The following is a 24,517-nucleotide window of genomic DNA, read 5'->3' as shown; positions in this document are numbered from 1 at the left end:
TGCACCTTCCCCGAGTGCACCGCGGTGGCGTATTACTGCGAGGCGCATCACCGCATCGACGACTGGGCCGACGGCGGGAATTCCGATGCCGATGCGTTCGCGTTCGCGTGCCCGCGGCACCACCGGTTGCACGGCACCGAACCGCACCAGTTCCGCACCTCCGTCGCCCCGCCCGAGCATCCGCAGTCGGGGCGGACTTTGTGGCATCACAACGCCGCCGATCCGTTCATGACCGACGGCCGGGTCAACCACGCCCATCACCCCGCCGAACTCCTCCACACCTGAACCGCCACACCTGAAACACCGCAGCGGCCTCGCAGCCCCGACCGGACACCCGGCCGGGGCCAGAAGGCGTGCTCGAAGGCCCGCATCGACGCAGCAGCGAGTCTTAGGATCGGACATATGGCAGCGCGAGAGTTCCAGGTCACCTTCGACTGCGCGGCACCCTCGACCGTCGCGTCTTTCTGGAGTGCGGTGCTGGAGTACGAGATGGACGTGCGGTCGGACGAAGACTGGGCCGCCGCCACCGACCCCGCCGGCACAGGACCGCGGCTCTACTTCCAGAAAGTTCCCGAGGGGAAGACGGTCAAGAACCGGCTGCACCTCGACGTTCGGGTCGGTGCCGGCCTTGTGGGTGCCGAGCGGCTCACAGTGCTCGAAGCGGAGTGCGCGCGGCTGGTCCAACTGGGAGCGACCCGGGTGCGGCTACTGCCGGCCGACACCGAGAACGAGTCCTGCATGGTGATGCAGGACGTCGAGGGCAACGAGTTCTGTCTGGACTGACGTCCCGGGCAGAACGATCAGGCCGGCGGTTCCCACAATTCGATGGCGTTGCCCTCCGGATCGTGGATGCGAGCGAACCGGCCGGACTCTGGAGTGTCCCACTCGGGGTCGACGACGATTTCGATTCCGCTCGCTCGCAACGACGTCAGCAGGCCGTCGAGGTCGCTGACCCGCAGGTTGATCATTACCTGCTTGTCCGCCGACCAGTAGTCCGTCGACGCCTCGAACGGCGCGAAAACCAGCGGGCCGCCCTGCGTGCTCCACGCGTACTCGTCCGGCGGGGTCGGGCCGATACCGAGATGTTCGCGGTACCAGGCGTTCAGAGTCTCCGGATCCCGCGCACGGAAGAAGAACCCGCCCACTCCCAAGACAGGCATCAGGACAGCAGTTCCTCGGCCACCGCGTCATTGTGCCTGAAGAAGCCGGCGTTGATGCCGGGACGAGGAAACGCGCCCGACCAGGTATGACCGGCCACCCACGGGCCGACGGCGAACCGTCTCGGGTGCGCGTGACCTGCAGCGTCGACCAGCCGTGACCGTCCGTCGACCGAGAGTTTGGCGGGAGAGGTCGCGGATGCTCGAATCTCTCGAACGGCTCCACGTGAATGGAGTGTCCGCAGTAGCTGGTCGCCACTGAACTCGATACTCGGAATCGGCAGTCGCGCTTCGATGTACGCGCGGGCGTAGACGACGTCGGGATGTGCGTCCGACCGCGCCACGAATCGACCGTCCTCGGTGCCGAAGTGTGTGTTCGGCCCGAGGAACCGAATCACACCGCTGCGTGCGAGCGCCAGCATCTGCTCGAGACGCTCGGGAGGCGGCCCGCTGGCCACGAAGCTGAAGAACGAGTGCAGCCATCCCTCCACATCGCGGGCGACGGTGTCCGACGACAGTCGCTCCGTCCGAACGAGTTCGCCGACGGTTGCGTAGACGGAGAGCAACGCGGAGAAGACGGCGGCGTCGCTGCTCCAGCGGGGATCGGCGCGTCGGGCCAGGTCGTCGTCGCCGTAGGCGATCACCCGTGCTTGAACCTCGTCGAGTCCGCTGTAGGTCTCACCGTCCAAAGGGCGGTCCAGGGTTCGAAGATCGATGCGGTCCTCCCGCTTCGGAACGAACTCCTCTTCCAGTTCGCGAATCCGAGGCGACGACCAATCGTGCGCGGCGAACACCGCCTCGAAGTCCTCCCACGATCCGGACGTGCGCTCCGAGTGCGAGCGGAACAACTCGTGATAATGCGCTCCCGCAAGCTCTTTGGCGGCCAGCGGCCACACCTCGGTGCCGAAGTCCAGGAGTCCGGTACCGGGGAACGCGTCCGCCGCGAAGTACTTCGGAAGCGGAGGCCGCGCGTCGGCGATCGAGTAGGAGATCTTGGCGTGGTACGGAACCCCCCGGCGCGATCCGACGTACATGATCGGCTCACGGCCGGACGGTGTGTAGGCGAGCGACCCGGTCTCGTGGCGCCGGAACTGTCCGCCGCGCGACTCCGCGAGCAGCACCATCCAGTCGACGAACGCGAGTCCGATGCCGGCGACCAGGACCGGCTCTGCTTCCGCGACGGGTGACGGGTCGAGGTCCGCGGTGTACCCGGGACCCACGTACACCAGGTTGTTCTCCAACGCGTAGGTGCGCAGACCCTTCTCGCGCACGGACTCGGACGAGTCCGGATGTCCCTGTGCCAGAACCACTTTGTCGGCCTCGAGAGTGGAGCCGTCGTCGAGCGTCAGAAGCTGGCGATCACCGTCGTCCGTCACGTCGACCACCGCGGCACGGTGAACCTCCACCGTGACGTGGTCGGGTGCAGCCCGGAGCGCCCGCTCGAACACCCACGCCAGATAGTGGCTGTGCAGAGTGCGGGTGGCGAACGATGTCGAAGTGAAACCGTCCAGCTCACTGCGCAATTGAGGAATCTTCGACAGCTCGTCACGGTGGGACAGGACCCACTCACCGAGCGTCGGACCGGGATCGACCGGAGACGACACGCTCGACGTCGGATCGGTGAACATGGCGACGTCCGCGGCCACCGAGTTCATCCACAGCAACGAGTCCTGATTCTTACGCCAGATCCGACCCGAGCCGGGCGGATAGGGATCGACGACGTCGATGTGGACCGGAGCCGAGTCGGTGGCCGCGCGGGCGATGACACGCTCCAAAATCCCGGTGCCTCGAGGCCCTGCTCCGACGATGGCCACTCTCACGCGAGACTCGCTTGGGCCGTGGCGAATCCGGAGGCGGTGAAGCCGGCGGCGCGGTCCACGTCGTCCACGGTCCACAGCGTCGTCGGCGAGAGCTCGCGTTGCACGAGTGGAACGACCTCCTCGGCGAACTGACGCAACGTGTCCTTCTGCTTCTCGAAGTCCAGCACGTGGTTGATGGAGACCGATTGCAGATCGTGGCGGTAGCTCGCGTAGTAGTCGACGATCTTCTCCGCGACCCGTTGCGACGATCCGACGAGAGCAGGTCCGCGATCGACCGCCTCCTCGATGGTGCGGAAACTCGTGGTCTTCCCCACCGCTCCCTGTGCGTGCACGCGCTTGTCCATCTGCGCGACGACGCCCTCGTAAATGGGCCGGAACTCTGCCGTCGCCTCCTCGGTGGTCGGCGCGAGGAACAGGCCGCCGGAACCGGACCCGACGTATGCCTTGGCCGGGTCGTGGCCATGTGCGAGGTACTGCTCGCGGTAGCGGTCGATCAGCACCTTGTAATTCTCCCTCGGCTGGAACGCGTTCGCAGTGACGATCGGGTCACCCCACTTCGCGGCCAGGTCCACCGCGTGCGTGGACGTTGCCGACCCGTGCCAAATTCGGAACGGACCGTCGAACGGGCGAGGCAGGGTCGTGGCGTTCGTCAGTGAATGGCGGTGAGTGAGGACCGCGTCGACGTGCTCCTCACGAAGGAGCCGGCGCAGGAGTTCGTAGTTCTCGGTGAGGTACTCGTACTGCTTGTCGAAGTCGAGCCCGAACAGTGGGTATTGCAACACCTCGTTGCCCTTGCCGACGACGATCTCGACTCGCCCTCGGCTGAGTTGGTCGATGGTGCCGAAGTCTTCGGCAACCCGAACGGGGTCCAGCACCGAGAGCACGGTCACGCCGGTCGACAGAAGTATCCGGTCCGTGGCCTGCGCGATCGCGCCCAGAACGACCGTCGGGCTGGACGAAAGGACATCACCGGCGTGCCGCTCTCCGACGGAGTACGAGTCGATCCCCAGATCCTCCGCGAGCACGGCCATCTCGATCACCCGGTCGAGTCGGTCCGCAGCCGACACCACCGCACCGGTCACCGGGTGCGGTGGGTTGAAGATGATGTCGAGTATCTGAAAGCGCACGGTGACTCTCCTCGGCTGCTGCAAGTGGTAACCGATTCACCCTTCCGAATCTTCCGAGTGCGGCCAACGGTTCCGCGCAGGACGATTCGAAGTCGCCGTGACAGGCTGGTGCAGTGCAGCCCCGAGCGAAAGCCGCCCTCGCGCTGATCCTCGTTGTCGCCGCGGTGGCCGCGGCTCTGACGTTCGACATCCCCGACCCCGAACCGTTGCGTGAACGGGTGGCGGCCGCCGGGGCGGGGGGAATCGCCGCGTTCGTCGCCGTCTACGTGCTGGTGACGCTCACGCCCTTCCCGGCCAGCGCCCTGACCATCGCCAGTGGACTGCTCTTTGGGCTGGCGGTCGGTGCGGGGGTGGTGCTGGTGGCGGCGACCGTCGGATCGTGGGTGGGGTTCCGCCTGGCCCGATGGCTGGGCCGCGACGCCGTCGCGCGGGTCGGTTGGGCTCGCGTCACCGCGATCGACTCGATGATCGGTCGACGCGGATTTCTCTCTGTCCTGCTGATCAGGCTCGTGCCCATTTTCCCGCTGGTCGCCGTGAACTACGCCGCGGGCCTGAGCGCGGTGCGCGAGCGTGACTACGTGTTCGCCACCGCCCTCGGGATCGTTCCGGCCACCGTCGGCTACACCGCGCTGGGGGCGTACGGCACCTCGCCGCTGTCGTGGCCGTTCCTCGTCGCCGTGGCCGCGGTGGCGTTGATCGCGGTCGGTGCCGGCCTGGCGGCCAAGCGAATGAAACAGCCAAGCGAATGAAACAGCCAAGCGAATGAAACAGCCGGGCGCGCCAGAAGCAGCCGAGCGACAGTAGGGAGCCACGCCATGAGCAGACCGGACGAACGCTTCACTCTCGCCAGCGAGCGGACGTTTCTCGCGTGGATGAGAACCGCTCTCGGCCTTTTGGCCGGCGGTATCGCGATGATTCACCTGGTGCCCGAATTCAGCACCCCCGCAGTGCGAACCACGTTGGGTCTCGTGCTGTTGCTCGCCGCGGTCGGTGTCGCCGTGACGGGTCTTCGTCGTTGGCTGACGGTGAAGCGCGCGTTGGAGTCCGGTGCCGACATGCCGTCGTCGACCGATCTCTGGGTGGTGGCCATTGCGATCGGTGGGGTGTCCTTCGTGGCCGCGGCCGTGACGGTGGTGGCGGCCTTCGCCTGACCCTGCAGCGCTTAACCTTGCTCCCCGGGCTCGGCGACGCAGAACACGTTCCCCTCGGGGTCGCTCATCACCGTCCATTCCAGACCGGCCTCGGGCATGGTGCGAGTGTCGTGCTCGGTGGCTCCCAGTTCCACGAGGCGGGCGACGGTCTGCTCGCGCTCGTCGATGAACGTCGAGGTGAATGCGGTTCTTGCCCGGAGTCGGGTCGTCCACCCGCTGGAACCCGAGCGTCGGTGTGGTTCCGACCATGACGAAAGCGTCGTAGTCCGCCACGATCGGACGACCGGTGGCCGCGGACCAGAACGCACCGAGCCGACCGGGATCGAGGCAGTCGACGGTGATCATCTGAATGGTGAACTGCCCGGGCATCACCGGAACCTACCGCAACCCGAGTACTCGAATCGCGTTCTCCTTCATGATCAACGGCACCACATCGTCCTTGATGCCGAGGTCGGCGAAGTCCTTCATCCACCGGTCGGGGGTGAGCACCGGGAAGTCGGATCCGAACAGCGCTTTGTGCTTGAGCAGCGAGTTGACGTTGCGGACCAACTGCGGCGGAAAGTACTTCGGCGACCACCCGGACAGATCGATGTAGACGTTCGCCTTGTGCGTCGCGATGGAGATGGACGAGTCCACCCACGGCACGGACGGATGCGCGAAAATCATGGTGAGCGTCGGGAAGTCGGCCGCGATGTCGTCGAGGAGCATCGGGTCCGAGTACCGCAGCTTGATGCCGCGGCCACCGGGCAATCCGGCGCCGATGCCGGTCTGGCCCGTGTGGAACAGCGTCACGAGTCCGTGCTCCGCGCACGCGGCGTAGATGGGGTAGTACTTTTGGTCGTTCGGTTCGAAGTCCTGCAGGCTCGGGTGGAACTTCATTCCGCGAACACCGTAGTCGCGCGCCAGGATTCCGATCCGCGCGACTGCCTCCTGCACGTTGTGAGGGTCGACGGAACCGAAGGGGATCAACACGTCCGCATGCTCGGCTGCCTTCGCCGCGATCTCCTCGCTCGACACCGGTGGATGGCCCAACGCGGTCCGCGCGTCGACGGTGAACACCACGGCCGCCATGTTCCGCTCGCGGTAATACGTGGCCAGGTCGTCGACGGTCGGGGTCCGGTTCGTTCCGGCCTTGAAGTATTTCGCCGACGCGTCGAGCAACTCCTGATCGAGCGAACAGTGGTGCGCGTCATCGGCTTCGACGTGGGTGTGTACGTCGATGGCCACGAGCGCGTCGAGATCGAGAGCGGGCGTGTACGGCATGAGGCTCCTAGGGAAGGTTCTGGCTCGAGCGCTTGAGTCGCATGATGTCGACGAGCAGTCGATCGCGGTCGGCGACGAGACCGGCCTGGTCGATACCCGTCATTTCGTCGTCCATTCCGGCGACCAGCTTGTCGGCAAGTTCGGGTGTCAGCTGCGGTTCACCGAGGTCGTCCATCCACTTCTGAGTGGGCGGTCCGAGGTGCTCGAGCAGATGACGCATGCCGCCCTCACCGCCCGAAAGATGTTGCGTCGTCAGCGGACCGACCACGGCCCACCGCAGTCCGGGGCCGTGAGAGATGGCGGTATCGATGTCGGCCACCGTGGCAACCCCGCGGTCGACGAGCGAGTAGGCCTCCCGCCACAGAGCGGCCTGAAGCCGGTTCGTCACGTGCCCGGGTATCTCGGCCCGCACCAGCACCGGCTTCTTCCCGATTCCGCGGTAGAAGTCGAGGGCGGCGTCGGCCTGCGCGGCGGTAGTCGCCTGTCCCGGAACCACTTCCACCAGAGGAATGATGTGCGCAGGGTTGAACGGGTGCCCGACCATCACTCGCCCCGGGTCCACCCGGCACGACCCCTGCAGAAGCGACGGCGCGAAGCCGGACGTCGACGACGCGACGATCACGCCGGGCCGCGCGCAGTCGTCTGTCCGGGCGAGCAGGTCCACCTTGTGGTCGAGGCGTTCCGGTCCGCTCTCCTGCACGAAATCGGCGTCCCGTACCGCATCGGCCAGCGAGTCGACGAATCGAAGCGAGCCCCGATCCGACGTGGATCGACCCGACAGCTCCGTGGCGATGTCGATCTGGCTCTGCACCGTCCGGCTCAGCCGGTCGGACGCACCGTCGGCGGGGTCGGTGGCAACCACGTCGTGGCCGGCCGCAAGAAAACAGCTGGCCCAGGCCGCTCCGATGACACCCGTTCCGACGACGGCGACGGTGCTCATCGCGAGCCCGCGAACGCATCGAGCGAATCGGGCTGCGCCAGCGAACCGGCGGCGACGACGGTCGACGGGTCGGCGCCGAGCAGGATTCGCTTGGCCGGGATCTCGAGCTTCTTGCCCGTGCGGTTGTAGGGAACGACGGGAATCGACCGGATCTCGTCGGGAACGTGGCGCGGCGACAACGAGGTTCGCAGAGCTGTCGCGATCGTCGTGCGCAGTTCGTCGGTCAGCTCGCCGTCGGTGACGACGAACAGGATCAACGTGCCCATTCCGCCCTGATCGTCCTCGATGTGCACTACGAGCGAATCGGTGACGCCGTCGATCTCCTCGACCACGCGATAGAACTCCGATGTGCCCAGGCGGACGCCACCGCGGTTCAGAGTCGCATCGGATCGCCCGGTGATCACCACACCACCGGCGCCGGATCGATTCCGGCCGGCCTCCGGCCTTCCCACACCGAACCGAATCCAGTCACCGTGGCACCAGACTCCCGGATACTTCTCGAAATAGGAGCTACGGTAGCGAGACCCGTCGTCGTCGCCCCAGAACTTCACGGGCATGGACGGGACCGGCTCGGTGATCACGAGTTCGCCGAGCTCTCCCACCACTTCGTTGCCGTCATCGTCGAACGCGGTCGCAGCGAAACCCAGACTGGGACCCGACATCTCGCCCGCGTAGACCGGTGTCAGCGGCGAGGCCTGCACGATGCCGGTGCACACGTCCGTTCCGCCGCTGCCGACGTTCAACAGCACACCCGGTCCGAAGCGATCGCAGACCCACCGATACCCCTCGACGGGCAGTGGGCTGCCGGCAGCGCCGAACTGACGGACGGCCGACAGGTCGAATTGCGTCGTGGGTTCGAATCCCTCTCGGCGGCAAGCCATCACCACGCCGGGGCTCATGCCCATGACGGTCGCCTCGGTGTCCGCGGCGATCCGAAACTGATACCCGATGTCCGGGTACATCGGGTTGCCGTCCATCATCACGATCGCCGAGCGCACGACGAGCCCACCGACCAGTGCGTTCCACATCATCCACGCGGTGGTGCTGAACCAGGAGAACGTGTCGCCCGGACCCAGATCGAACTGCAGCGCATGGTTTTTCAGCGTCTCCAGCAGGATGCCGCCGTGCCCGTGCACGATCGGCTTGGGCTTACCCGTGGTACCCGAGGAGAACAGGACGACGAGCGGGTGGTCGAAGGGCACCGGCTCGAAGTCGGGAAGAGAACCGCGGCTGCCGGATTCGCTTGCCCCGAGACTCTCCCACGGCACCGTGTCGGCTACCTCGTTGTCGCCGTAGGGAATAGATACCACCGTGGACACACCGGGCAGGGCCGCGCGGATCTGCGCAACCTCGTCGCGCTTGTCGACGGACTTGGCGCCGTAGGTGTAGCCACCGACGGCGAACAGCACCTTCGGATCGATCTGGTCGAAGCGGTCGACGACGCTGGGCGCGCCGAACTCGGGCGCACATGCGGCCCAGATCGCTCCGAGGCTGACGGTGGCGAGGAACGCCACCAGCGTCTCGGGGATGTTGGGCAGGTACCCGGCCACCCGATCCCCACGCTCGACGCCCAGGTCGACCAGTCCGGCGCGTACTCGCCGCACCTCGTCGCGCAGGTCCGCGAAGGTCAGGTCGATGTCCGCGCGGGTCTGCGATCGGGCTTTGACGGCCACGGTGTCGAGGTCTGCGTCGGTGCCGAGGGAGTGTTCGGCGTAGTTGATGCGCGCGCCGGGAAACCAATTCGCGCCCGGCATGATTCGCTCGGCGAGCACAGTCTCGTACGGGGCGTGCGTGACGACGCCGAAGTAGTCCCAGATCGACTCCCAGAAGTCCTCGATATCGGTGGACGACCAGCGCTGCAAGGCGTTCCAGTCGTCGAACGAGTGGCCTCTCACGGTCTCCAGCCAATCCATGTAGGCCCCGACGCGGGAGGTCTTGCGCGCGTCGTCGGGAACCGGGCGCAGAACCTCCACGCCTTCAGATACGCCCTTGGACATGTCCTTGACCTTCGGGCCGCTACCGTCCAGGAAGGCAGTCATGCGTTCCTTGGCTTCGGAGCTCGACTGCGCGATCGCCGCCATCATCGATTCCATCATCAGGCCCTCGTCCGGACCCGCCTCGGCGATCCGCGGAAGCGCCTGCAGCACGGCATAGTTCGTGACGGGGGAGTTCGCGGCAATCTTCGTTGCCAATTCCAGGGCGTGGCCGAGGCCGTCGTCGACGAGATAGGTGGCCAGCCCGAGGCGTTCGCCTTCCTCGGCGGACAGCACTCGACCCGTCAGCATCATGTCCTGCATGCGCGCCACGCCGATGAGTCGCGGAACACGCACGGACGCGCCGCCGCCCACGAACAGACCACGCTGGCCCTCGGGAAGCGCGAAGAACGTACTGGGCTCGGCCACCCGAACGTGCGCTGCGGCAGCTAGTTCGAGACCGCCGCCCACTACAGCGCCGCGCAGAGCGGCGACGACGGGAACCGTGCCGCCGGCCATCTCGCCGAGGGCCTTGTGCCACATGCGGGAGTGGTGCAGTCCCTCCACGGCGTCGCGTTCGGCGAGCTCCGAGAGGTCGAGGCCGGCGCAGAAGTGGTCACCGGTGGCGGTCAGGACAACTGCGGCGACGCCCTTGGGCGGTGATCGAAAGAAGTCGCCCAGCGCGAGAATGGTCTCGTCGTTCAAGGCGTTGCGCTTGCGCGGACGGTTGAGAGTGAGAATGCCGACCGCGCCGCGGCGTTCGAAGAGAAGTGAGTCGGCCATCAGTGCGCCTTACTGGTCGTCGCGTCGGAGTGCGCCCCTAGGGCGCCGCCGGTGCGCAGGTCTTGTTTGCGAATCTTTCCGGAACCGGTGCGGGGCAGAGCGTCGACGAAGGAGAAGATCGCGGGCACCTTGTACTTTGCCATCCGCTCGGTTGCGAACGCGCGCAGCGTCTCTGCGTCGAGTTCGGGGCCGCCGACCACGTACGCGTGGCCGACCTCGCCCCACCGATCGTCGGCCGCACCGACGACGGCGCACTCGGTGACGTCGGGGTGCTGGAACAGAACGTTCTCCACCTCGGCCGGGTACACGTTCTCGCCGCCGGAGATGTACATGTCCTTGAGGCGGTCGACGACGAACACGAACCCCTCCGCGTCCTGGTATGCGATGTCGCCGGTGTGGAACCAGCCCCCGTCGGAGAAGGCGGCCCGCGTCGCGTCGTCGTTGCCCCAGTACCCGGGGGTGACGTTGGGTCCTCGGACGATCACCTCGCCCGGCTCACCGGTGGGTGCGTCGCCGCCCGACATGCCGATGATGCGCACCTCGTCGAACATCACTTGCTGCCCTGCGGATCCGGCCTTGCGTTCGACGTCGCGCGGGCTGAGAAACGTTGCACCGGGGGCCGTTTCGGTCAGGCCGTATCCCTGGCAGAACGTCACACCCTTCTCGCGATAGATGTCGATCAACCGCACCGGAATGGGTGCGCCGCCGGACATCACGCTGCGAAACGACGTGAGGTCGGCATCCGCCCAGCGCGGCGACTGCGCCAGCTGTGCGTACATCGAGGTGACGCCGAACATCCACGTGATGGAGTGGCGCGCAATGAGATCGTACGTGTCGTCCACGTCCCACTTGGGGGCGATCACGCTGGTGCCGCCCTTGAGGTAGACGGTCACGACTACTTGATCGAGCGCGGCCACGTGGAACATCGGCGCCGACACCAGAGCGACCTCGTCGGAGGACACGTCGACGTCGAGCAGCATGTTGTAGCTGTTCCACAGCAGGTTCTCGTGAGTAAGGATCGCGCCCTTGGGTTTACCGGTCGTGCCCGAGGTGTAGAGCACGAAGGCGGGATCGTCACCGCCCACGTCGGCGGCGGGTATCGACTCGGATGGAGCGATCACGTCTTCCGGCGACCACTCGACGAAGCGCACGGGGGTGTCGGAAGCCAAGGCGCGCACCGTCTCCGACAGCGCGGGGTCGGCGATCAGGACGGTCACGCCGGCATCAGCGAGCTGGTAGTCGAGTTCGGGCGCCGCGAGGCGATGGTTCAGAGGCAGGAACACCGCCCCCAGCCGTACCGTCGCGAGCATGGTCTCGATCAGAGCGGGATGGTTCGGGCCGAGGTAGGCGACCCGGTCACCTCGTCGGACGCCCGACGCCACCAGCTCGGCGGCTCGGACGAGGACGCGGCGGTGCACCTCGCGATACGTCAGTTCGGTCCCGAGGTAGATCAGAGCCGTTGCGTCCCCGCTCATTCGGGCGCGACGCTCGGACAGCGTCGCCAGCCCGGGACGGTGGGTCACCGGGGCACCGGGGCAGCGTCGGTGGTGGTGACCTTCGAGAGGGCGCGGTCCTTGGTCTCGCCGAGTTTGACGATGCAGAGGATGGAGAGCGCGGCGACTGCGGCGATGACGATGGACAGAAGCAGAGTGCTGGTTCCGCCGTTGGCGTTGTAGATGGCCGCGAACAGGACGGGTGAGATTCCCGCACCGATGCCGGCGATCTGGTATCCGAGAGATGCTCCGGTGTAGCGGTATTCGGTGTCGAACAGCTCGGTGTAGAGGCCGGCGAGCGGACCGTAGACCATCGGGTGGATGACTGCCTGCCCGATCACGAGTGCCAAGACGATCAGCGGGAAGCTCTTCGTGTCGATCAGCGGGAACAGTGCGAAGCCCCATGCCGCGATTCCGACGGACCCGGCGATCACCATCGGCATGCGGCCGATCCTGTCGGAGAACGCGGACCAGCCGATGATGCCGAACACCGAGAAGAACGAGGAGATGGTGAGGGCGTTCAGGATGTTCTGGCGCGGCACTCCGACCTGAACCCCGTAGGCGATGCAGTAGGTGGTCAGGGCGCCCTGAAAGACGAACGCGCCCAGCCCGACTCCGATGGAGTAGAGAAGTGTGCGCGGCTGGGTCTTCAGCACGCGCATCAGCGGGATGTCCTTCTTCGCGACACGATCCTCGGCGACGACGAACTCCGGGGACTCCTCGACCTTGGCGCGAATGATCAAACCGACGACGAGAAGCAGCAGGCTCAGCAGGAACGGGATGCGCCAGCCCCAGTCGACGAACGCGTCGTTGCCGACGGCGGCGATGGTGGCCGTGATGACCAGGGTGGAGGTGAGGGTGCCCGTCGGTGCGCCGGCGTTGGTGAAGCTCGCCCAGAAGCCGCGGCGCGAGTCGGCGTGCTCCGCGGTCATCAGAACGGCCCCGCCCCATTCGCCGCCGAGCGCGACGCCCTGCACCACGCGCAACAGGACCAGCAGCACGGGCGCGATGTATCCGGCGCTTTCGTAGCTCGGCAGGACGCCCACCAGCGTGCTGGCGATACCCATGATCATCATGGTCAGGACGAGCATCTTCTTGCGGCCCAGGCGGTCGCCGAAGTGTCCGAAGACCACGCCGCCGAACGGCCTGGCGAGATACCCGGCGGCGAAGGTCGACAGGCTCGCGAGGGTGCCCAGGAGCGGCGTCATGTTGGAGAAGAAGACGTCCTTGAACACCACGGCGGCGCAGGTGGCGTAGACGAAGAAGTCGTAGTACTCGATGACGCTGCCCACGAAACTCGATGCCGCTGCTCGCCGCACCATCCTCGGATCTTTGGCCACGACCGGCTGATTCTGGCTCACGGAGACCTCGCTGAAGTGATGTAGCTCACGAATGATGTGGGCAATAGTATGCACTTCTGAAACGTCACGTCAACGATCTGAGTTGTATTGGTCCGCGTCTAGGGTGGAGTCATGGAAAAAGAGGAGGTCTCCACGCCGCAGTCACTGCTGCTGGCCTTCCTCGGAATGCATTTGCTGTGGAAACCGATAGCGATCAGCGGTGCGTCGATCGTGGACATCTTCGGATGGATGGGCGTCGGGCAGCCCGCGACGCGATCGCTGCTCGCGCGTATGACGGACCGCGGAATGATCGACCGGCACAAGATCGGTCGCAAGACCTATTACTCGCTGACCCCGCACGGCTCGCGCATCCTCGACGACGGATCGCGCAAGGTGTGGCGCGGGGCAGGCCACCCGTCGTGGGACGGGCAGTGGACCACCATCGTGATGTCGGTCCCCGAGGATTCGCGACACCTGCGGCACCGAGCTCGCTCACGCCTCGGGTGGGCCGGATTCGGCAACACTCCGTCGGGACTGTGGGTCGCGCCGGGGCGGCACGACGTCGCCGCGATCCTGGGCTCCGAGTTCGACGGCGTCGATATCACCGTGATGATCGGGCGGACGATTCCGCCGACCACCGACAGGTCACTCGTGTCGGCTGCTTTCGATCTCGACGAGATCGCCCGTCGCTACGCAGCTTTCGTGTCCAGATGGTCGACGACGACGGCCACGGGCCTGACGGAATCGGATGCCTTCGCCACCCGAGTGCGACTGCAGGCGCAGTGGCTGTCCCTCGGCCGGGCCGATCCGCTTCTCCCGGCGTCGTTGCTGCCCGACGGGTGGCCCGCCGAGGAGGCAGAGAGGTTGTTCCGCCGGTTGGACGCGACGCTCGATCGCGCGTCGATCGGAATCGAGGCGGGCGGTCTCGATTCCGTTGTCCTTCAACGAGTCCTGGACTCGAGCAACGCGGTCAGCTCTTCGGCGTAGGCGAGCTGGGTGCGCAATTTCTCGCAGCTCGCGAGCGCACGCTCGTGGAAGGCCGCCACCCGATCGGTGGCCGACGGATCGTCGATGGCCGCCAGCAACTCTCCCATTTCCTCCAGCGTGAACCCGAGTGGCTTCATCCGGCGGATCACGAGGAGGCGGTCGATGTCGGACTCGGTGTAGAGGCGGAAGCCTCCCGCGCTACGCGCCGACGGTGTGACCAGGCCGGCCTCGTCGTAATGACGAATGGTGTTGATGGACAGTTCGGTTCGCTTCGCGACCTCGCCGATCTGCAGGTGGTCACTCACCGGCGCCGAGCTTTCCGCTGAGCCGTTCCTGCCGCTGCGCGCTGGCCTCGTTCAACCCGACGATCGTCACGGATTTGCCTTTCGCTGCGTACTTTTCGGTGATGGCGTCGAGAGTGGCGACCGTCGACGCGTCCCAGATGTGCGACTCGGACAGGTCGATCACGACGTTCTGCGGATCGCCCACGTAGTCGAACTGGTAGATCAGGTCGTTGCTCGACGCGAAGAACAGTGCGCCGCGCACCGCATACACACGCGTGTTCTCGTCGGGATGGTCGACGTCGACCACCTCGGTGAGATGGGCGACCCGTCGGGCGAAGAGGATCATCGCGACCACCACACCGACACCCACGCCGTACGCGAGGTTGTCCGTCGCGACGGTCACCGCCACGGTGGCCAGCATGACGGCGGTTTCGCTCTTCGGCATGCGGCGCAACGTTTTCGGGTTGATGCTGTGCCAGTCCATCGTGCCCACCGACACCATGATCATCACCGCGACGAGAGCCGCCATCGGGATGAGCGCCACCAGGTCGCCGAGCACGACCACCAGAATCAGCAGGAACACACCGGCCAGGAAGGTCGAGATTCGGGTGCGCGCACCGGAGACCTTCACGTTGATCATCGTCTGGCCGATCATCGCGCAACCGCCCATGCCGCCGGTGAATCCGGTGACGATGTTCGCGACTCCCTGGCCCCAGCCCTCGCGGGTCTTGTCCGAATGGGTGTCGGTGATGTCGTCGACGAACTTCGCGGTCATGAGCGACTCGAGCAACCCGACGATCGCCATGGTGATGGCGTACGGCGCGATGATCGCCAACGTGTGTAGATCGAACGGCACGTTCGGAATCAGGAACGACGGCAGGGACGACGGCAACTCGCCTTCGTCGCCGACGTTCGGAACGTCGAGTGCGAACACGATCGTCGTCGCGGTCAACGCGGCGATGGCGATCAGCGGAGCCGGCACCACGGTCTGTAGGCGCGGCAGGAAGACCATGATCGCGATGCCGATCGCCACCATCGGATACACGAGCCACGGCACGTCGATCAGGTGTGTGAGCTGGGCCAGGAAGATGAGGATGGCGAGCGCGTTGACGAAGCCCACCATCACGCTGCGGGGGACGAATCGCATCAGCTTGGCCGCCCCCAGCAGGCTCAGTGCGATCTGAAAACCGCCGGCGAGGATGACCGTCGGGATCAGGTAGTCGACGCCGTACTCGCGGACCAGCGGTGCGATGACCAGCGCGACAGCGCCCGTCGCGGCGGAGATCATGGCGGTGCGGCCACCGACGAGAGCGATGGTGACCGCCATGGTGAACGACGCGAAGAGGCCGACGCGCGGATCGACGCCCGCGATGATCGAGAACGAGATGGCCTCGGGGATGAGTGCGAGGGCGACGACCAACCCGGCGAGGACCTCGGTTCGCAGGCGTCTGGGCGATCGGAGAGCGGCGAGGCTGGACGTCACATCGGTAGGCATGCGACCTGACCCTACTCTCGGGTGAGAGGAGAGTCGGTATCCCGCGACCGGCATCACACACGGTGGGTGGATGATCGAGGTATGGGACAGCCACTGAAGTTGGGATACAAGGCATCGGCCGAGCAATTCGGCCCTCGGGAACTGGTGGAACTCGGCGTGCTCGCCGAGGCCGCGGGCATGGATTCGGCCACGGTCAGCGACCACTTCCAACCCTGGCGACACGAAGGTGGGCACGCGCCCTTCTCACTGGCATGGATGACCGCCGTCGGCGAGCGGACCAACACGCTGCAGCTCGGAACCTCGGTCATGACGCCGACATTTCGGTACAACCCCGCCGTCGTCGCGCAGGCATTCGCGACCATGGCGTGCCTGTACCCGAACCGCATCTTCCTCGGAGTCGGCACCGGAGAGGCGCTGAACGAGATCGCCACCGGATTCGAAGGCGAATGGCCGGACTTCAAGGAACGATTCGCCCGCCTGCGTGAATCGGTGAAGCTGATGCGCGAGCTCTGGTTGGGCGATCGCGTCGACTTCGACGGCGAGTACTACAAGACCAAGGGTGCCTCCATCTACGACGTTCCCGACGGCGGCGTCCCCGTCTACATCGCAGCGGGCGGACCCGTCGTCGCGCGGTACGCGGGTCGCGCCGGTGACGGCTTCATCTGCACCTCCGGCAAGGGCATGGCGCTCTACAACGACAAGCTGATCCCCGCGGTGGCCGAGGGTGCGGAAAAGGTCGATCGCCCGGCCGGCGACATCGACCACATGATCGAAATCAAGATTTCCTACGACACCGATCCCGATGCGGCGCTGGAGAACACGCGGTTCTGGGCGCCGTTGTCGCTCACGCCGGAGCAGAAGCACTCCATCGACGATCCGATCGAGATGGAGAAGGCCGCCGACGAACTGCCGATCGAGCAGGTGGCGAAGCGATGGATCGTGGCGTCGGATCCGGACGAAGCCGTCGAGAAGGTCAAGCCGTACGTCGACGCGGGTCTGAACCACCTGGTGTTCCACGCGCCAGGCCACGATCAGCGCCGCTTTCTCGACCTCTTCAAGTCCGATCTGGAGCCGAGACTGCGCAAGCTGGCGTAATCTCCGCTCACATGCACCGGTATGCGTTGCGTGACAAGACGGATTCGCTCGATCCGGAGACGGACTTCGAGGAGATCAGCAGGATCCTGGCGACGCAGGAGTTTCCCTGGGACATCACCCAGGCGCTGAGCTTCGCGCTGTTCAGGACCTATGCGGTGCCGTCGATCGGCGCGCTGCTCTTCTCCACGGGCGAATTCACGGAGCGCGTGCAGAAGAGGTACGACGACACCGGGCTGATTCTCGACGCCATCCTCGAACACGGACTGACGAGCGACGAAGGCCGTACTGCCATCCGTCGGATGAACCACATGCACGGCTCGTACGACATTCCGAACAGCGACATGCTCTATGTTCTGTCGACGTTCGTGGTGACGCCCGCGCGGTGGATCGATCAGTACGGTTGGCGCGCGCTGACCACGAACGAGATCACCGCATCGACCAACTACTACCGCGCGATCGGTGCGCGCATGGGGATAAAGGACATTCCGTCGACATTCGACGACTTCGCTCGGTTGATGGACACGTACGAAGAGGAAAATTTCGCGTACGACGCGGGCGCACGGGTCGTTGCCGATTCGACGTTGGCTCTGCTGTGCACGTTCCCGCCGAACGACAAAGCGCCCGCGAAACTTGTTCGGAAGTTTTCGCTGGCGCTGATGGACGACCCACTGCTCGACGCATTCCGGTACGAGCATCCGTCGCCGGTGATGCGGTTTCTGTCTCGGGGAGCCCTGAAGCTGCGGGGCCGATTGGTGAGGTGGCTGCCGGTCCGTACGACGCCGGTGTTCGCCCGCGAGCTGCCTAATTTCCGGTTCTATCCCGACGGCTACCAACTCGAAAAACTTGGCACCTTCCCGCAGAATTCCGACCGGCCTCCGGCCTTCCCGCAGGCATGCCCGGTGAACCACCTCCAGACAAAGGAAACCGGCACACCCCCGAGTGCGCCGGTTTCCGTCTCTGGTCGACCTACTTGAAGGTGTCCTTGATGTTCTCGCCGACCTTCTTCACGCCGGCAGAGCCCTGATCCTTCTTGCCTTCGGCCTCGAGGTCCTTGTTGTCGGTGATGTCTCCGACAACCTCTTTGGCCTTGCCGATGGCATCTTCGGCAGCGTTCTTGGCCTTGTCGACGAAGCTCATGATGTCTCCTTCTGGACTCTCTTTTTGCTTACGTAAGTGAGTCGAGAGGAGCGCGCAGAAGCGCACGTCCTTGTTCTGTGATCCGGGACACAGGCCGTGCGGCTACCGGTCAGCGGACAGTGCGAACACCCGAATGTCCCGGTCCGTCCGCGTCTTGTAGACGGGATAGACGTCCGAGACCTCCGACATGGCGCGGTACACCTCGTCGGCCTCGGCGCCGTGCAAGCGTGTCGCGGTGACCGGGATGTCCCGGCCGCCCATGGTCACCGTCGCGGACGGGTTGGCGAGCAGATTCGCCGTCCAACCGGGATGCGTCGCCTGTCCGAAGTTGCTGCCCACGACGAACAGGCGATCGCCGCGTCGAAGGTAGATCAGCGGCGACGTCCGAGGCTTGCCGGACTTGGCGCCGGTCGTGTTGAGCAGCAGGAGCGGCATTCCCATCGGGCCCAGCACGGTGTACTTGCCCTTTGTGCGTCGGAGCAACCAGGCGTCGGCCCCGGAGAGGTGCCGGATGACCCAGGACCCCACCGTCGTCGTCGCGAATGCGTTTCCGGGGCCGCGCAGACGAGAGTTCTCGCTGCCCCATCGGGTGTCGGGAAAGGGCGACGACGTCATCGCTCGATGTTAGCGACGGAGCTGAGGATGCGATGAAGTTCGGCGGCGTCCTCGTCGCGGAGCTCGCGCAATGCGTCGGGAACCGGATCGTCGACCGCCGCCGCCCGGTCCAGGACCTCGATGCCGGCGTCGGTGATCGTCACCTGCTTGCGTCGACGGTTCTCCGGATCGACGGTACGCACGACGTACCCCAAGTTCTCCAGATGGTTGACGCACACCGTGGCAGCGGGAGCGTCCATCGCTGCGGCCGTGGCCAGGTCGCCGACGGTCTGGGGCCCTTCGCGCAGACGCCTGAGGACGCGGACCCGGCTGAAGGGCATGTCGACTTCCTCGGCCACCCGTCGACGCCACGAGTCGCGACCCTCGAAGACGAGGGAAACCAGTACGCGCCAAGCGGATTCGATCGGATCATCCACGGGCGAGCTCCGGCGCCGCAAAGGTGGTCGCGACGTTGTCGGCGGTGCGGCGAGCCCACGGGCCGGCGACGAGGAATCCGAGCGCGAGGACGACCAGTCCGATCCCGGCGACGCCCCACCAGACGGTGTGCGTGGAGGCGGCGAAGCTCGCGTCGAGTCCCGCAGCCGCACCGGCCCCGGTGAGGCTGCCGCACAACGCGACTCCGATGCTGACGCCGATCTGACGGCTGGTCGACGCGACCGCCGACGCGGCTCCGGCGCGGTCGCGCGGCATGCCTCCGACGGCAGCATTGGTGATCGGCGCGTTGACGAGGCCGAAACCGGAACCGAACACGGCGAACATGACCATCAGCAGCGGGATGGGAGTGGTGGCGGTCAAGGTGGTGAGCGACAGTCCGCCGAGGAACAGCAGCGTTCCGGCGGCGACCATCGACGGCCGCGCACCGTACTTCGCGACCAGGCGACCGGAGAGCGGGGAGCAGATCATTGTCGCGGCGGCGAGCGGCAGGAAGGACGCGCCGGTGCCGATCGCGCTGAGTCCGCGCACTTCCTGCAGGTACAGCGACATCAGGAAGAGGAAAGCGCCCCAGGCCGCGAAGGCGCAGACGGCCACGATCGTCGCCGACGAGAACGGCACGCTGCGGAAGAATCGAAGGTCGATGAAGGGGTCGTCGCGGCGGTTCTCGTACGCGACGAAGCCGAGGAACGAGGCGGCGGCGACGGCGAAGACGGTGACGGTGATCGGCGACGTCCATCCGTGGGCCGGCCCTTCGATCAGGCCGTACACGAGCGAGGCCAACATGACGACGCCGAGCACCTGGCCGATCGGATCGAACCGTCGCACGACGGCCGACCGGGACTCCGGCACGAAGATCGCGGACAGGACGACGGCGGCAATACACACCGGGATGTTGATCCAGAAGACGCTGCGCCACCCGGAGACGTCGATCAGCAGACCGCCGAGAATCGGGCCGAGAGCCATCGAGATGCCGACGACGGCGCCCCACATGCCGATTGCGCGAGCGCGCTCGGCCTTGCCCGTGAAGACCTGGGTGATGATCGACATGGCGACAGGGTTGAGCATCGACCCGCCCACGGCTTGCAGTGCGCGCGCGCCGATGAGAACGCCCGCGCTGGGGGCCAGGCTGCAGAGCAGTGATCCGACGGCGAAGCTGACGAGCCCGATCTGGAAGAGACGCCGCCGCCCGAATCGGTCCGCAGTGCTGCCGGACAGCAGGAGCAGGCTGGCGAGGACCAGTGTGTACACGTCGATGGTCCACTGCAGCTGCGACACCGATGCGCCCAGCTCGGAGCGGATCGACGGGAGCGCGACGTTGACGATGGTGGAGTCCATCGACACGATCAGCAGGCTCAGGCAGCAGGTGGCCAGAATGATCGTCTTGCGACGCTGATCCGGTTCGGCCGTCGGGACAGTTGTAAGCACACAACTATTACTACGCCTCATGATCGTGGTTGCCCAGCCTTGTGGTCGGGATCACGGCAAAAGCCGACGAACAGGCAGCGGTATGGCGCACGCTCGGACGATGACTACCGGACTGCTCGTCATCGACATCCAGAACGACTACTTCCCGGGCGGCGCATTTCCGCTGGTCGAACCCGATGCCGCGGCCGCAGCTGCAGCGAAGGTCCTGAGCGGACACCGCGCCTCGGGCGCACCGATCGTGCACATGCAGCACGTGTGGGACGCCCCCGACGCCACCTTCATGCGGCCCGGAACGACCGGCGTCGAGATCAACGACGCGGTGGCGCCTGCCGACGGCGAAACGGTGGTGCAGAAGGCGTATCCCAACTCGTTCCGAGACACCGGTCTGCACGAAACTCTGCAGTCGCTGGGAGTCGACGATCTGATCGTGGTCGGCATGATGAGCAGCATGTGCGTCGACGCCACCGTGCGAGCGGCGGACGATCTCGGCTATCCGGTCACCGTGGTTCACGACGCGTGCGCGGCGCCGGACCTCGAGTTCGACGGCACGACCGTCCCCGGCGCGCAGGTGCACTCTGCTGTGATGGGGGCACTGGGCAGCATGATCGCGACCGTGACGTCGTCCGAGGAGCTGCTCGCACAATCCTGACCGGCCGCGACCGATGGCGGCGGCCCTCTAGGCTGATGCGTATGGTCGCCGCGCCCGCCGAAACGCCCGAGACGCACACCCTGTCGAGCGTCTACATCGCCTCGCCCGAGGGGGACACCGGAAAGTCGACCATTGCGCTCGGACTCCTGCAGATGCTCTGCGCAACCACGGCGCGAGTCGGGGTCTTCCGGCCCATCGCGCGGTCGACGTCCGAGCCCGACTACATCCTCGAGCTCATGATCGACCACACGACCGCGGACCTGACCTACGAGCAGTCGCTGGGCGTCACCTATGAGCAGGTGCACGCCGACCAGGACGCAGCCCTCGCCGAAATCGTGCGCCGCTACCACGAGGTCGCGGACCAGTGCGATTCCGTCGTCATCGTCGGCAGCGACTACACCGACGTGGGCAGCCCGAGCGAGCTCGGGTTCAACGCGCGCATTGCAGTGAATCTGGGTGCTCCGGTGCTGTTGGCGCTGCGTGGCTCGGAACGCACCCCGAACGAGATCGCTCACCTCGCCGAGTTGTGTGCATCCGAATTGGCCTCGCACCGAGCGCATTTGGTGGCCGTGATCGCCAACCGTTGCGATCCCGACCAGCTCGACGACGTCATCGACGCTCTGAAGGTGGTCGACGTTCCCGCGTGGAGCCTGCCCGAGGTGCCGCTCCTCGTCGCCCCGACGATGGCGGAATTGCTCGAGTCCATGGACGGCAAGCTCTACAGCGGTGATCCCGAACTGCTGCAACGAGAAGCGCTGCACGTCATGGTCGGAGGAATGACGGCCGAGCACATTCTCGAGCGCCTGACGGACGGCGTCGCGGTGATCGCGCCCGCGGACCGGTCGGATGTGCTGCTCGCTCTGGTCAACGCGCACGAGGCCGATGGATTTCCCTCTCTCGCCGGCATCATCATGAACGGCGGGCTCGAACCGCACCCGATGATGGCCAAGCTGATCACGGGCCTCGAGCCGCGGCTGCCCATCCTCACGACGGGGCTCGGAACCTACGAAACCGCCAGTGCCGCAGCACGAACGCGCGGCCGAGTGGCGGTGGGGTCGCAGCGCAAGGTCGACACGGCGATGTCTCTGATGGAGCAGCGCGTCGACGGAAAGACTCTCGTCAAGCGGCTCGACATCACGATGCCGTCCGTCGTCACGCCGCAGATGTTCGAGTACCAGCTCCTTGCCCGAGCCCGCGCCGATCGCAAACACATCGTGCTGCCCGAGGGGTCGGACGATCGCATTCTCCGCGCGGCCGGACGGTTACTGCAGCGCCAGGTCACCGACCTCACCATTCTCGGATCAGAAGGGTCGATCCGCCGCCGGGCATCGGAGTTGGGCGTCGACCTCGACGACGCGACCATTCTCGACCCGTCGTCGTCCGATCACGCCGAGGAGTTCGCGGCCGACTACACGGAGTTGCGTAAGCACAAGGGCATGACGATGGACCGCGCTCGCGAAGTGATGACGGACATCTCGTACTTCGGAACGATGATGGTGCACAAGGGACTTGCCGACGGCATGGTGTCCGGTGCGGCACACACCACGGCGCACACCATCCGGCCGTCGTTCGAGATCATCAAGACCGAGGACGGTGTGTCCACGGTGTCGTCGATCTTCCTCATGTGCCTCGCCGACCGGGTGCTGGCGTACGGGGACTGCGCCGTGGTGCCCGACCCGACGTCGGAACAGTTGGCGGACATCGCGATCTCGTCCGCGCAGACGGCAGAGCAGTTCGGCATCGACGCCCGGGTGGCCATGCTGTCGTACTCGACCGGCGATTCGGGCAGTGGTGCCGACGTCGACAAGGTCCGCACCGCAACGTCTCTCGTGCGTGAGCGCCGGTCAGATCTACTGGTCGAAGGTCCCATCCAGTACGACGCCGCCATCGACCCGACGGTCGCGGAGTCGAAGCTCCCCGACTCCGATGTCGCAGGCCGAGCGACGGTGTTCATCTTCCCGGACCTCAACACCGGCAACAACACCTACAAAGCCGTTCAGCGCAGCGCCGGTGCGGTGGCCGTCGGGCCTGTACTTCAGGGTCTGCGCAAACCGGTCAACGATCTCTCGCGTGGCGCGCTGGTGCAGGACATCGTCAATACCGTTGCCATCACCGCTATTCAAGCGCAATCGAAGTAGGAGTTGCCATGTCGGTTCTGGTCGTCAACTCCGGCTCCTCGTCGGTGAAGTTCCAACTGGTGGACCCGGTCGATGGGCGCAGTATCGCGAGTGGGCTGGTAGAGCGGATCGGCGAATCGTCCGGCCGCGTCGCACTCACCTACGACGGGGACACCACCGAGAACGTCGCCCCCATTGCCGACCACGGTGAGGGTCTGCGGTCCGCGTTCGAGATGATGAAGGAACGCGGCATCGATCTCGTCGGTGCCGATTCCGGTGTGACCGCGGTGGGTCACCGCGTCGTCCACGGCGGCGAGGTGTTCTCCGCGCCGACCGTCATCGACGACGACGTGTGCCGCAAGATCGACGAGCTCAGTTCGCTTGCTCCACTGCACAACCCGCCCAACCTCCAGGGTATCGAGGTGGCGCGGCGCGAGCTCCCCGACATTCCACAGGTGGCGGTGTTCGACACCGCGTTCTTCCATTCCCTGCCGGCCGCTGCGGCGACCTACGCCGTCGATTCCGACGTCGCCCGAGCGAACGGCGTGCGCCGTTACGGCTTTCACGGAACCTCACACGAATTCGTGTCCGGCAGGGTGGCGGAGTTCCTGGGTCGAGATCCGAAGTCGCTGAACCAGATCGTGCTGCACCTGGGCAACGGCGCGTCCGCGTCGGCGATCCGCGGCGGCGTGGCGATCGACACGTCGATGGGGCTCACTCCGCTGGAGGGCCTCGTGATGGGAACGCGCAGCGGAGACATCGACCCCGGTGTGATCCTGCATCTGCGCCGCAGCGCGGGCATGAGCGTCGACGAGATCGACGAGCTGCTCAACCGGCGCTCCGGCATCAAGGGACTGAGCGGTGTCAACGACTTCCGCGAGTTGCGCACCAAGATCGAGGCGGGCGACGAGGCTGCGAGTCTGGCCTACGCGGTCTACATCCACCGTCTTCGCAAGTACATCGGCGCCTACATGATCGGGTTGGGGCGCGTCGACGTCATCACCTTCACCGCCGGAGTGGGCGAGAACGACGCCAACGTGCGGGCGGACGCATTGGCGGACCTCGACAACTACGGCATCACGGTCGATCCCGAGCGTAATGCGGTGCGCAGCAGGGATGCTCGGGTTATCTCACCGGACGGCGCTGCTGTCACGGTGCTCGTTGTGCCGACGAACGAGGAGCTGGCCATTGCGAGGGCTGCGGCTCAGCTGGTGGGCTAGAACCGAGTTGG

24 protein-coding genes and 1 pseudogene are annotated in these 24,517 nt (G+C 66.0%); 10 read left to right on the top strand and 15 right to left on the bottom strand.

Going from position 1 to position 24,517, the window contains the following annotated elements; all coding sequences use genetic code 11:
• Both AC59JP_RS17575 and AC59JP_RS17570 read left to right on the top strand, forming a co-directional pair.
• On the top strand, nt 1-285 hold a 285-nt coding region (locus AC59JP_RS17575), incomplete at its 5' end, for an HNH endonuclease signature motif containing protein (RefSeq protein ID WP_497327075.1).
• 117 nt (nt 286-402) lie between these two features.
• Entirely contained in the window at nt 403-783 is a 381-nt protein-coding gene (locus tag AC59JP_RS17570) for a VOC family protein (protein ID WP_497327074.1), read from the top strand.
• Nucleotides 784-800: 17 nt separating this feature from the next.
• Here AC59JP_RS17570 and AC59JP_RS17565 read toward each other — a convergent pair whose 3' ends face one another.
• Genes AC59JP_RS17565 through AC59JP_RS17555 form a run of 3 tightly spaced genes read right to left on the bottom strand, consistent with a single transcriptional unit; the run spans nt 801 to nt 4,104 of the window.
• Nucleotides 801-1,160: a VOC family protein gene (locus AC59JP_RS17565; RefSeq protein ID WP_497327073.1), complete on the bottom strand. Its 360-nt coding sequence runs from the start codon at nt 1,158-1,160 to the stop codon at nt 801-803.
• Complete coding sequence (locus AC59JP_RS17560; protein WP_497327072.1) at nt 1,160-2,977, bottom strand: FAD/NAD(P)-binding protein; 1,818 nt, start codon at nt 2,975-2,977, stop codon at nt 1,160-1,162. Before AC59JP_RS17560 ends, AC59JP_RS17565 begins: the two co-directional genes overlap by 1 nt.
• Nucleotides 2,974-4,104 (bottom strand): LLM class flavin-dependent oxidoreductase, encoded by a 1,131-nt coding sequence (locus AC59JP_RS17555; RefSeq protein WP_497327071.1) that lies wholly within the window; start codon nt 4,102-4,104, stop codon nt 2,974-2,976. The genes AC59JP_RS17560 and AC59JP_RS17555 overlap by 4 nt, the downstream gene beginning before the upstream one ends.
• A gap of 113 nt (nt 4,105-4,217) precedes the next feature.
• Here AC59JP_RS17555 and AC59JP_RS17550 point away from each other — a divergent pair, with 113 nt between their 5' ends.
• Nucleotides 4,218-4,853 carry a TVP38/TMEM64 family protein gene (locus tag AC59JP_RS17550; RefSeq protein ID WP_497327070.1) on the top strand — a complete coding sequence of 212 codons (636 nt, stop codon included), beginning with the start codon at nt 4,218-4,220 and terminating at the stop codon, nt 4,851-4,853.
• Nucleotides 4,854-4,919: 66 nt separating this feature from the next.
• Nucleotides 4,920-5,255: a YidH family protein gene (locus AC59JP_RS17545; protein ID WP_497327069.1), complete on the top strand. Its 336-nt coding sequence runs from the start codon at nt 4,920-4,922 to the stop codon at nt 5,253-5,255.
• An 11-nt stretch (nt 5,256-5,266) separates the two neighbouring features.
• Here AC59JP_RS17545 and AC59JP_RS17540 read toward each other — a convergent pair.
• The 6 genes and pseudogenes from AC59JP_RS17540 to AC59JP_RS17515 all read right to left on the bottom strand — a co-directional run bounded on the left by AC59JP_RS17540 (nt 5,267) and on the right by AC59JP_RS17515 (nt 13,068).
• Nucleotides 5,267-5,600: pseudogene (locus tag AC59JP_RS17540) on the bottom strand (VOC family protein).
• A gap of 33 nt (nt 5,601-5,633) precedes the next feature.
• Nucleotides 5,634-6,518 carry an amidohydrolase family protein gene (locus AC59JP_RS17535; RefSeq protein WP_497327068.1) on the bottom strand — a complete coding sequence of 295 codons (885 nt, stop codon included), beginning with the start codon at nt 6,516-6,518 and terminating at the stop codon, nt 5,634-5,636.
• A gap of 7 nt (nt 6,519-6,525) precedes the next feature.
• Nucleotides 6,526-7,458, bottom strand: coding sequence for a 3-hydroxyacyl-CoA dehydrogenase NAD-binding domain-containing protein (locus AC59JP_RS17530; protein WP_497327067.1), 933 nt, complete (start codon nt 7,456-7,458; stop codon nt 6,526-6,528).
• The gene (locus AC59JP_RS17525; protein ID WP_497327066.1) at nt 7,455-10,214 is read right to left on the bottom strand and encodes an acetoacetate--CoA ligase; all 2,760 of its coding nucleotides are present in this window, start codon (nt 10,212-10,214) and stop codon (nt 7,455-7,457) included. The genes AC59JP_RS17530 and AC59JP_RS17525 overlap by 4 nt, the downstream gene beginning before the upstream one ends.
• Nucleotides 10,214-11,737 (bottom strand): acyl-CoA synthetase, encoded by a 1,524-nt coding sequence (locus AC59JP_RS17520; protein WP_497327065.1) that lies wholly within the window; start codon nt 11,735-11,737, stop codon nt 10,214-10,216. The genes AC59JP_RS17525 and AC59JP_RS17520 overlap by 1 nt, the downstream gene beginning before the upstream one ends.
• On the bottom strand, nt 11,734-13,068 hold the full coding sequence (locus tag AC59JP_RS17515; RefSeq protein ID WP_497327064.1) for an MFS transporter: 1,335 nt from the start codon (nt 13,066-13,068) through the stop codon (nt 11,734-11,736). The genes AC59JP_RS17520 and AC59JP_RS17515 overlap by 4 nt, the downstream gene beginning before the upstream one ends.
• A gap of 111 nt (nt 13,069-13,179) precedes the next feature.
• On the opposite strand from AC59JP_RS17515, the gene AC59JP_RS17510 reads away from it, so the two are divergent.
• Nucleotides 13,180-14,034 (top strand): PaaX family transcriptional regulator, encoded by an 855-nt coding sequence (locus tag AC59JP_RS17510; RefSeq protein WP_497327063.1) that lies wholly within the window; start codon nt 13,180-13,182, stop codon nt 14,032-14,034.
• Here AC59JP_RS17510 and AC59JP_RS17505 read toward each other — a convergent pair.
• Nucleotides 13,989-14,339, bottom strand: a complete 351-nt coding sequence (locus AC59JP_RS17505) for a MerR family transcriptional regulator (RefSeq protein ID WP_497327062.1) — start codon at nt 14,337-14,339, stop codon at nt 13,989-13,991. The genes AC59JP_RS17510 and AC59JP_RS17505 overlap by 46 nt on opposite strands.
• The gene (locus AC59JP_RS17500; RefSeq protein WP_497327061.1) at nt 14,332-15,813 is read right to left on the bottom strand and encodes a SulP family inorganic anion transporter; all 1,482 of its coding nucleotides are present in this window, start codon (nt 15,811-15,813) and stop codon (nt 14,332-14,334) included. Before AC59JP_RS17500 ends, AC59JP_RS17505 begins: the two co-directional genes overlap by 8 nt.
• 81 nt (nt 15,814-15,894) lie before the next feature.
• On the opposite strand from AC59JP_RS17500, the gene fgd reads away from it, so the two are divergent.
• Both fgd and AC59JP_RS17490 read left to right on the top strand, forming a co-directional pair.
• Entirely contained in the window at nt 15,895-16,908 is a 1,014-nt protein-coding gene (gene fgd, locus AC59JP_RS17495; protein ID WP_497327060.1) for a glucose-6-phosphate dehydrogenase (coenzyme-F420), read from the top strand.
• A gap of 11 nt (nt 16,909-16,919) precedes the next feature.
• On the top strand, nt 16,920-17,882 hold the full coding sequence (locus tag AC59JP_RS17490) for an oxygenase MpaB family protein (protein WP_497327058.1): 963 nt from the start codon (nt 16,920-16,922) through the stop codon (nt 17,880-17,882).
• On the opposite strand, the gene AC59JP_RS17485 is transcribed toward AC59JP_RS17490, so the two are convergent.
• From AC59JP_RS17485 to AC59JP_RS17470, 4 genes are all read right to left on the bottom strand, one after another.
• Complete coding sequence (locus tag AC59JP_RS17485; RefSeq protein WP_497327057.1) at nt 17,875-18,045, bottom strand: CsbD family protein; 171 nt, start codon at nt 18,043-18,045, stop codon at nt 17,875-17,877. The two genes, AC59JP_RS17490 and AC59JP_RS17485, sit on opposite strands and share 8 nt — an antisense overlap.
• 102 nt (nt 18,046-18,147) lie before the next feature.
• Complete coding sequence (locus AC59JP_RS17480) at nt 18,148-18,660, bottom strand: nitroreductase/quinone reductase family protein (RefSeq protein ID WP_497327056.1); 513 nt, start codon at nt 18,658-18,660, stop codon at nt 18,148-18,150.
• A complete protein-coding gene (locus AC59JP_RS17475) occupies nt 18,657-19,076 on the bottom strand; it encodes a MarR family winged helix-turn-helix transcriptional regulator (RefSeq protein ID WP_497327055.1) in 420 nt (139 codons plus the stop codon). Before AC59JP_RS17475 ends, AC59JP_RS17480 begins: the two co-directional genes overlap by 4 nt.
• On the bottom strand, nt 19,069-20,541 hold the full coding sequence (locus tag AC59JP_RS17470) for a DHA2 family efflux MFS transporter permease subunit (RefSeq protein WP_497327054.1): 1,473 nt from the start codon (nt 20,539-20,541) through the stop codon (nt 19,069-19,071). Before AC59JP_RS17470 ends, AC59JP_RS17475 begins: the two co-directional genes overlap by 8 nt.
• A 79-nt stretch (nt 20,542-20,620) precedes the next feature.
• On the opposite strand from AC59JP_RS17470, the gene AC59JP_RS17465 reads away from it, so the two are divergent.
• Genes AC59JP_RS17465 through AC59JP_RS17455 form a run of 3 tightly spaced genes read left to right on the top strand, consistent with a single transcriptional unit; the run spans nt 20,621 to nt 24,506 of the window.
• Entirely contained in the window at nt 20,621-21,169 is a 549-nt protein-coding gene (locus AC59JP_RS17465) for a cysteine hydrolase family protein (RefSeq protein WP_497327053.1), read from the top strand.
• 41 nt (nt 21,170-21,210) lie between these two features.
• Nucleotides 21,211-23,307, top strand: coding sequence for a phosphate acetyltransferase (pta, locus tag AC59JP_RS17460; RefSeq protein ID WP_497327052.1), 2,097 nt, complete (start codon nt 21,211-21,213; stop codon nt 23,305-23,307).
• Between the two features lie 8 nt (nt 23,308-23,315).
• Nucleotides 23,316-24,506 (top strand): acetate kinase, encoded by a 1,191-nt coding sequence (locus AC59JP_RS17455; RefSeq protein WP_497327051.1) that lies wholly within the window; start codon nt 23,316-23,318, stop codon nt 24,504-24,506.
• Nucleotides 24,507-24,517 lie beyond the last annotated feature (11 nt).

Source organism: Rhodococcus sp. 320_ES (assembly GCF_059691855.1).
The sequence above is the reverse complement of the archived record's forward strand: the minus strand, read 5'-3'. Positions and strand labels throughout refer to the sequence as shown.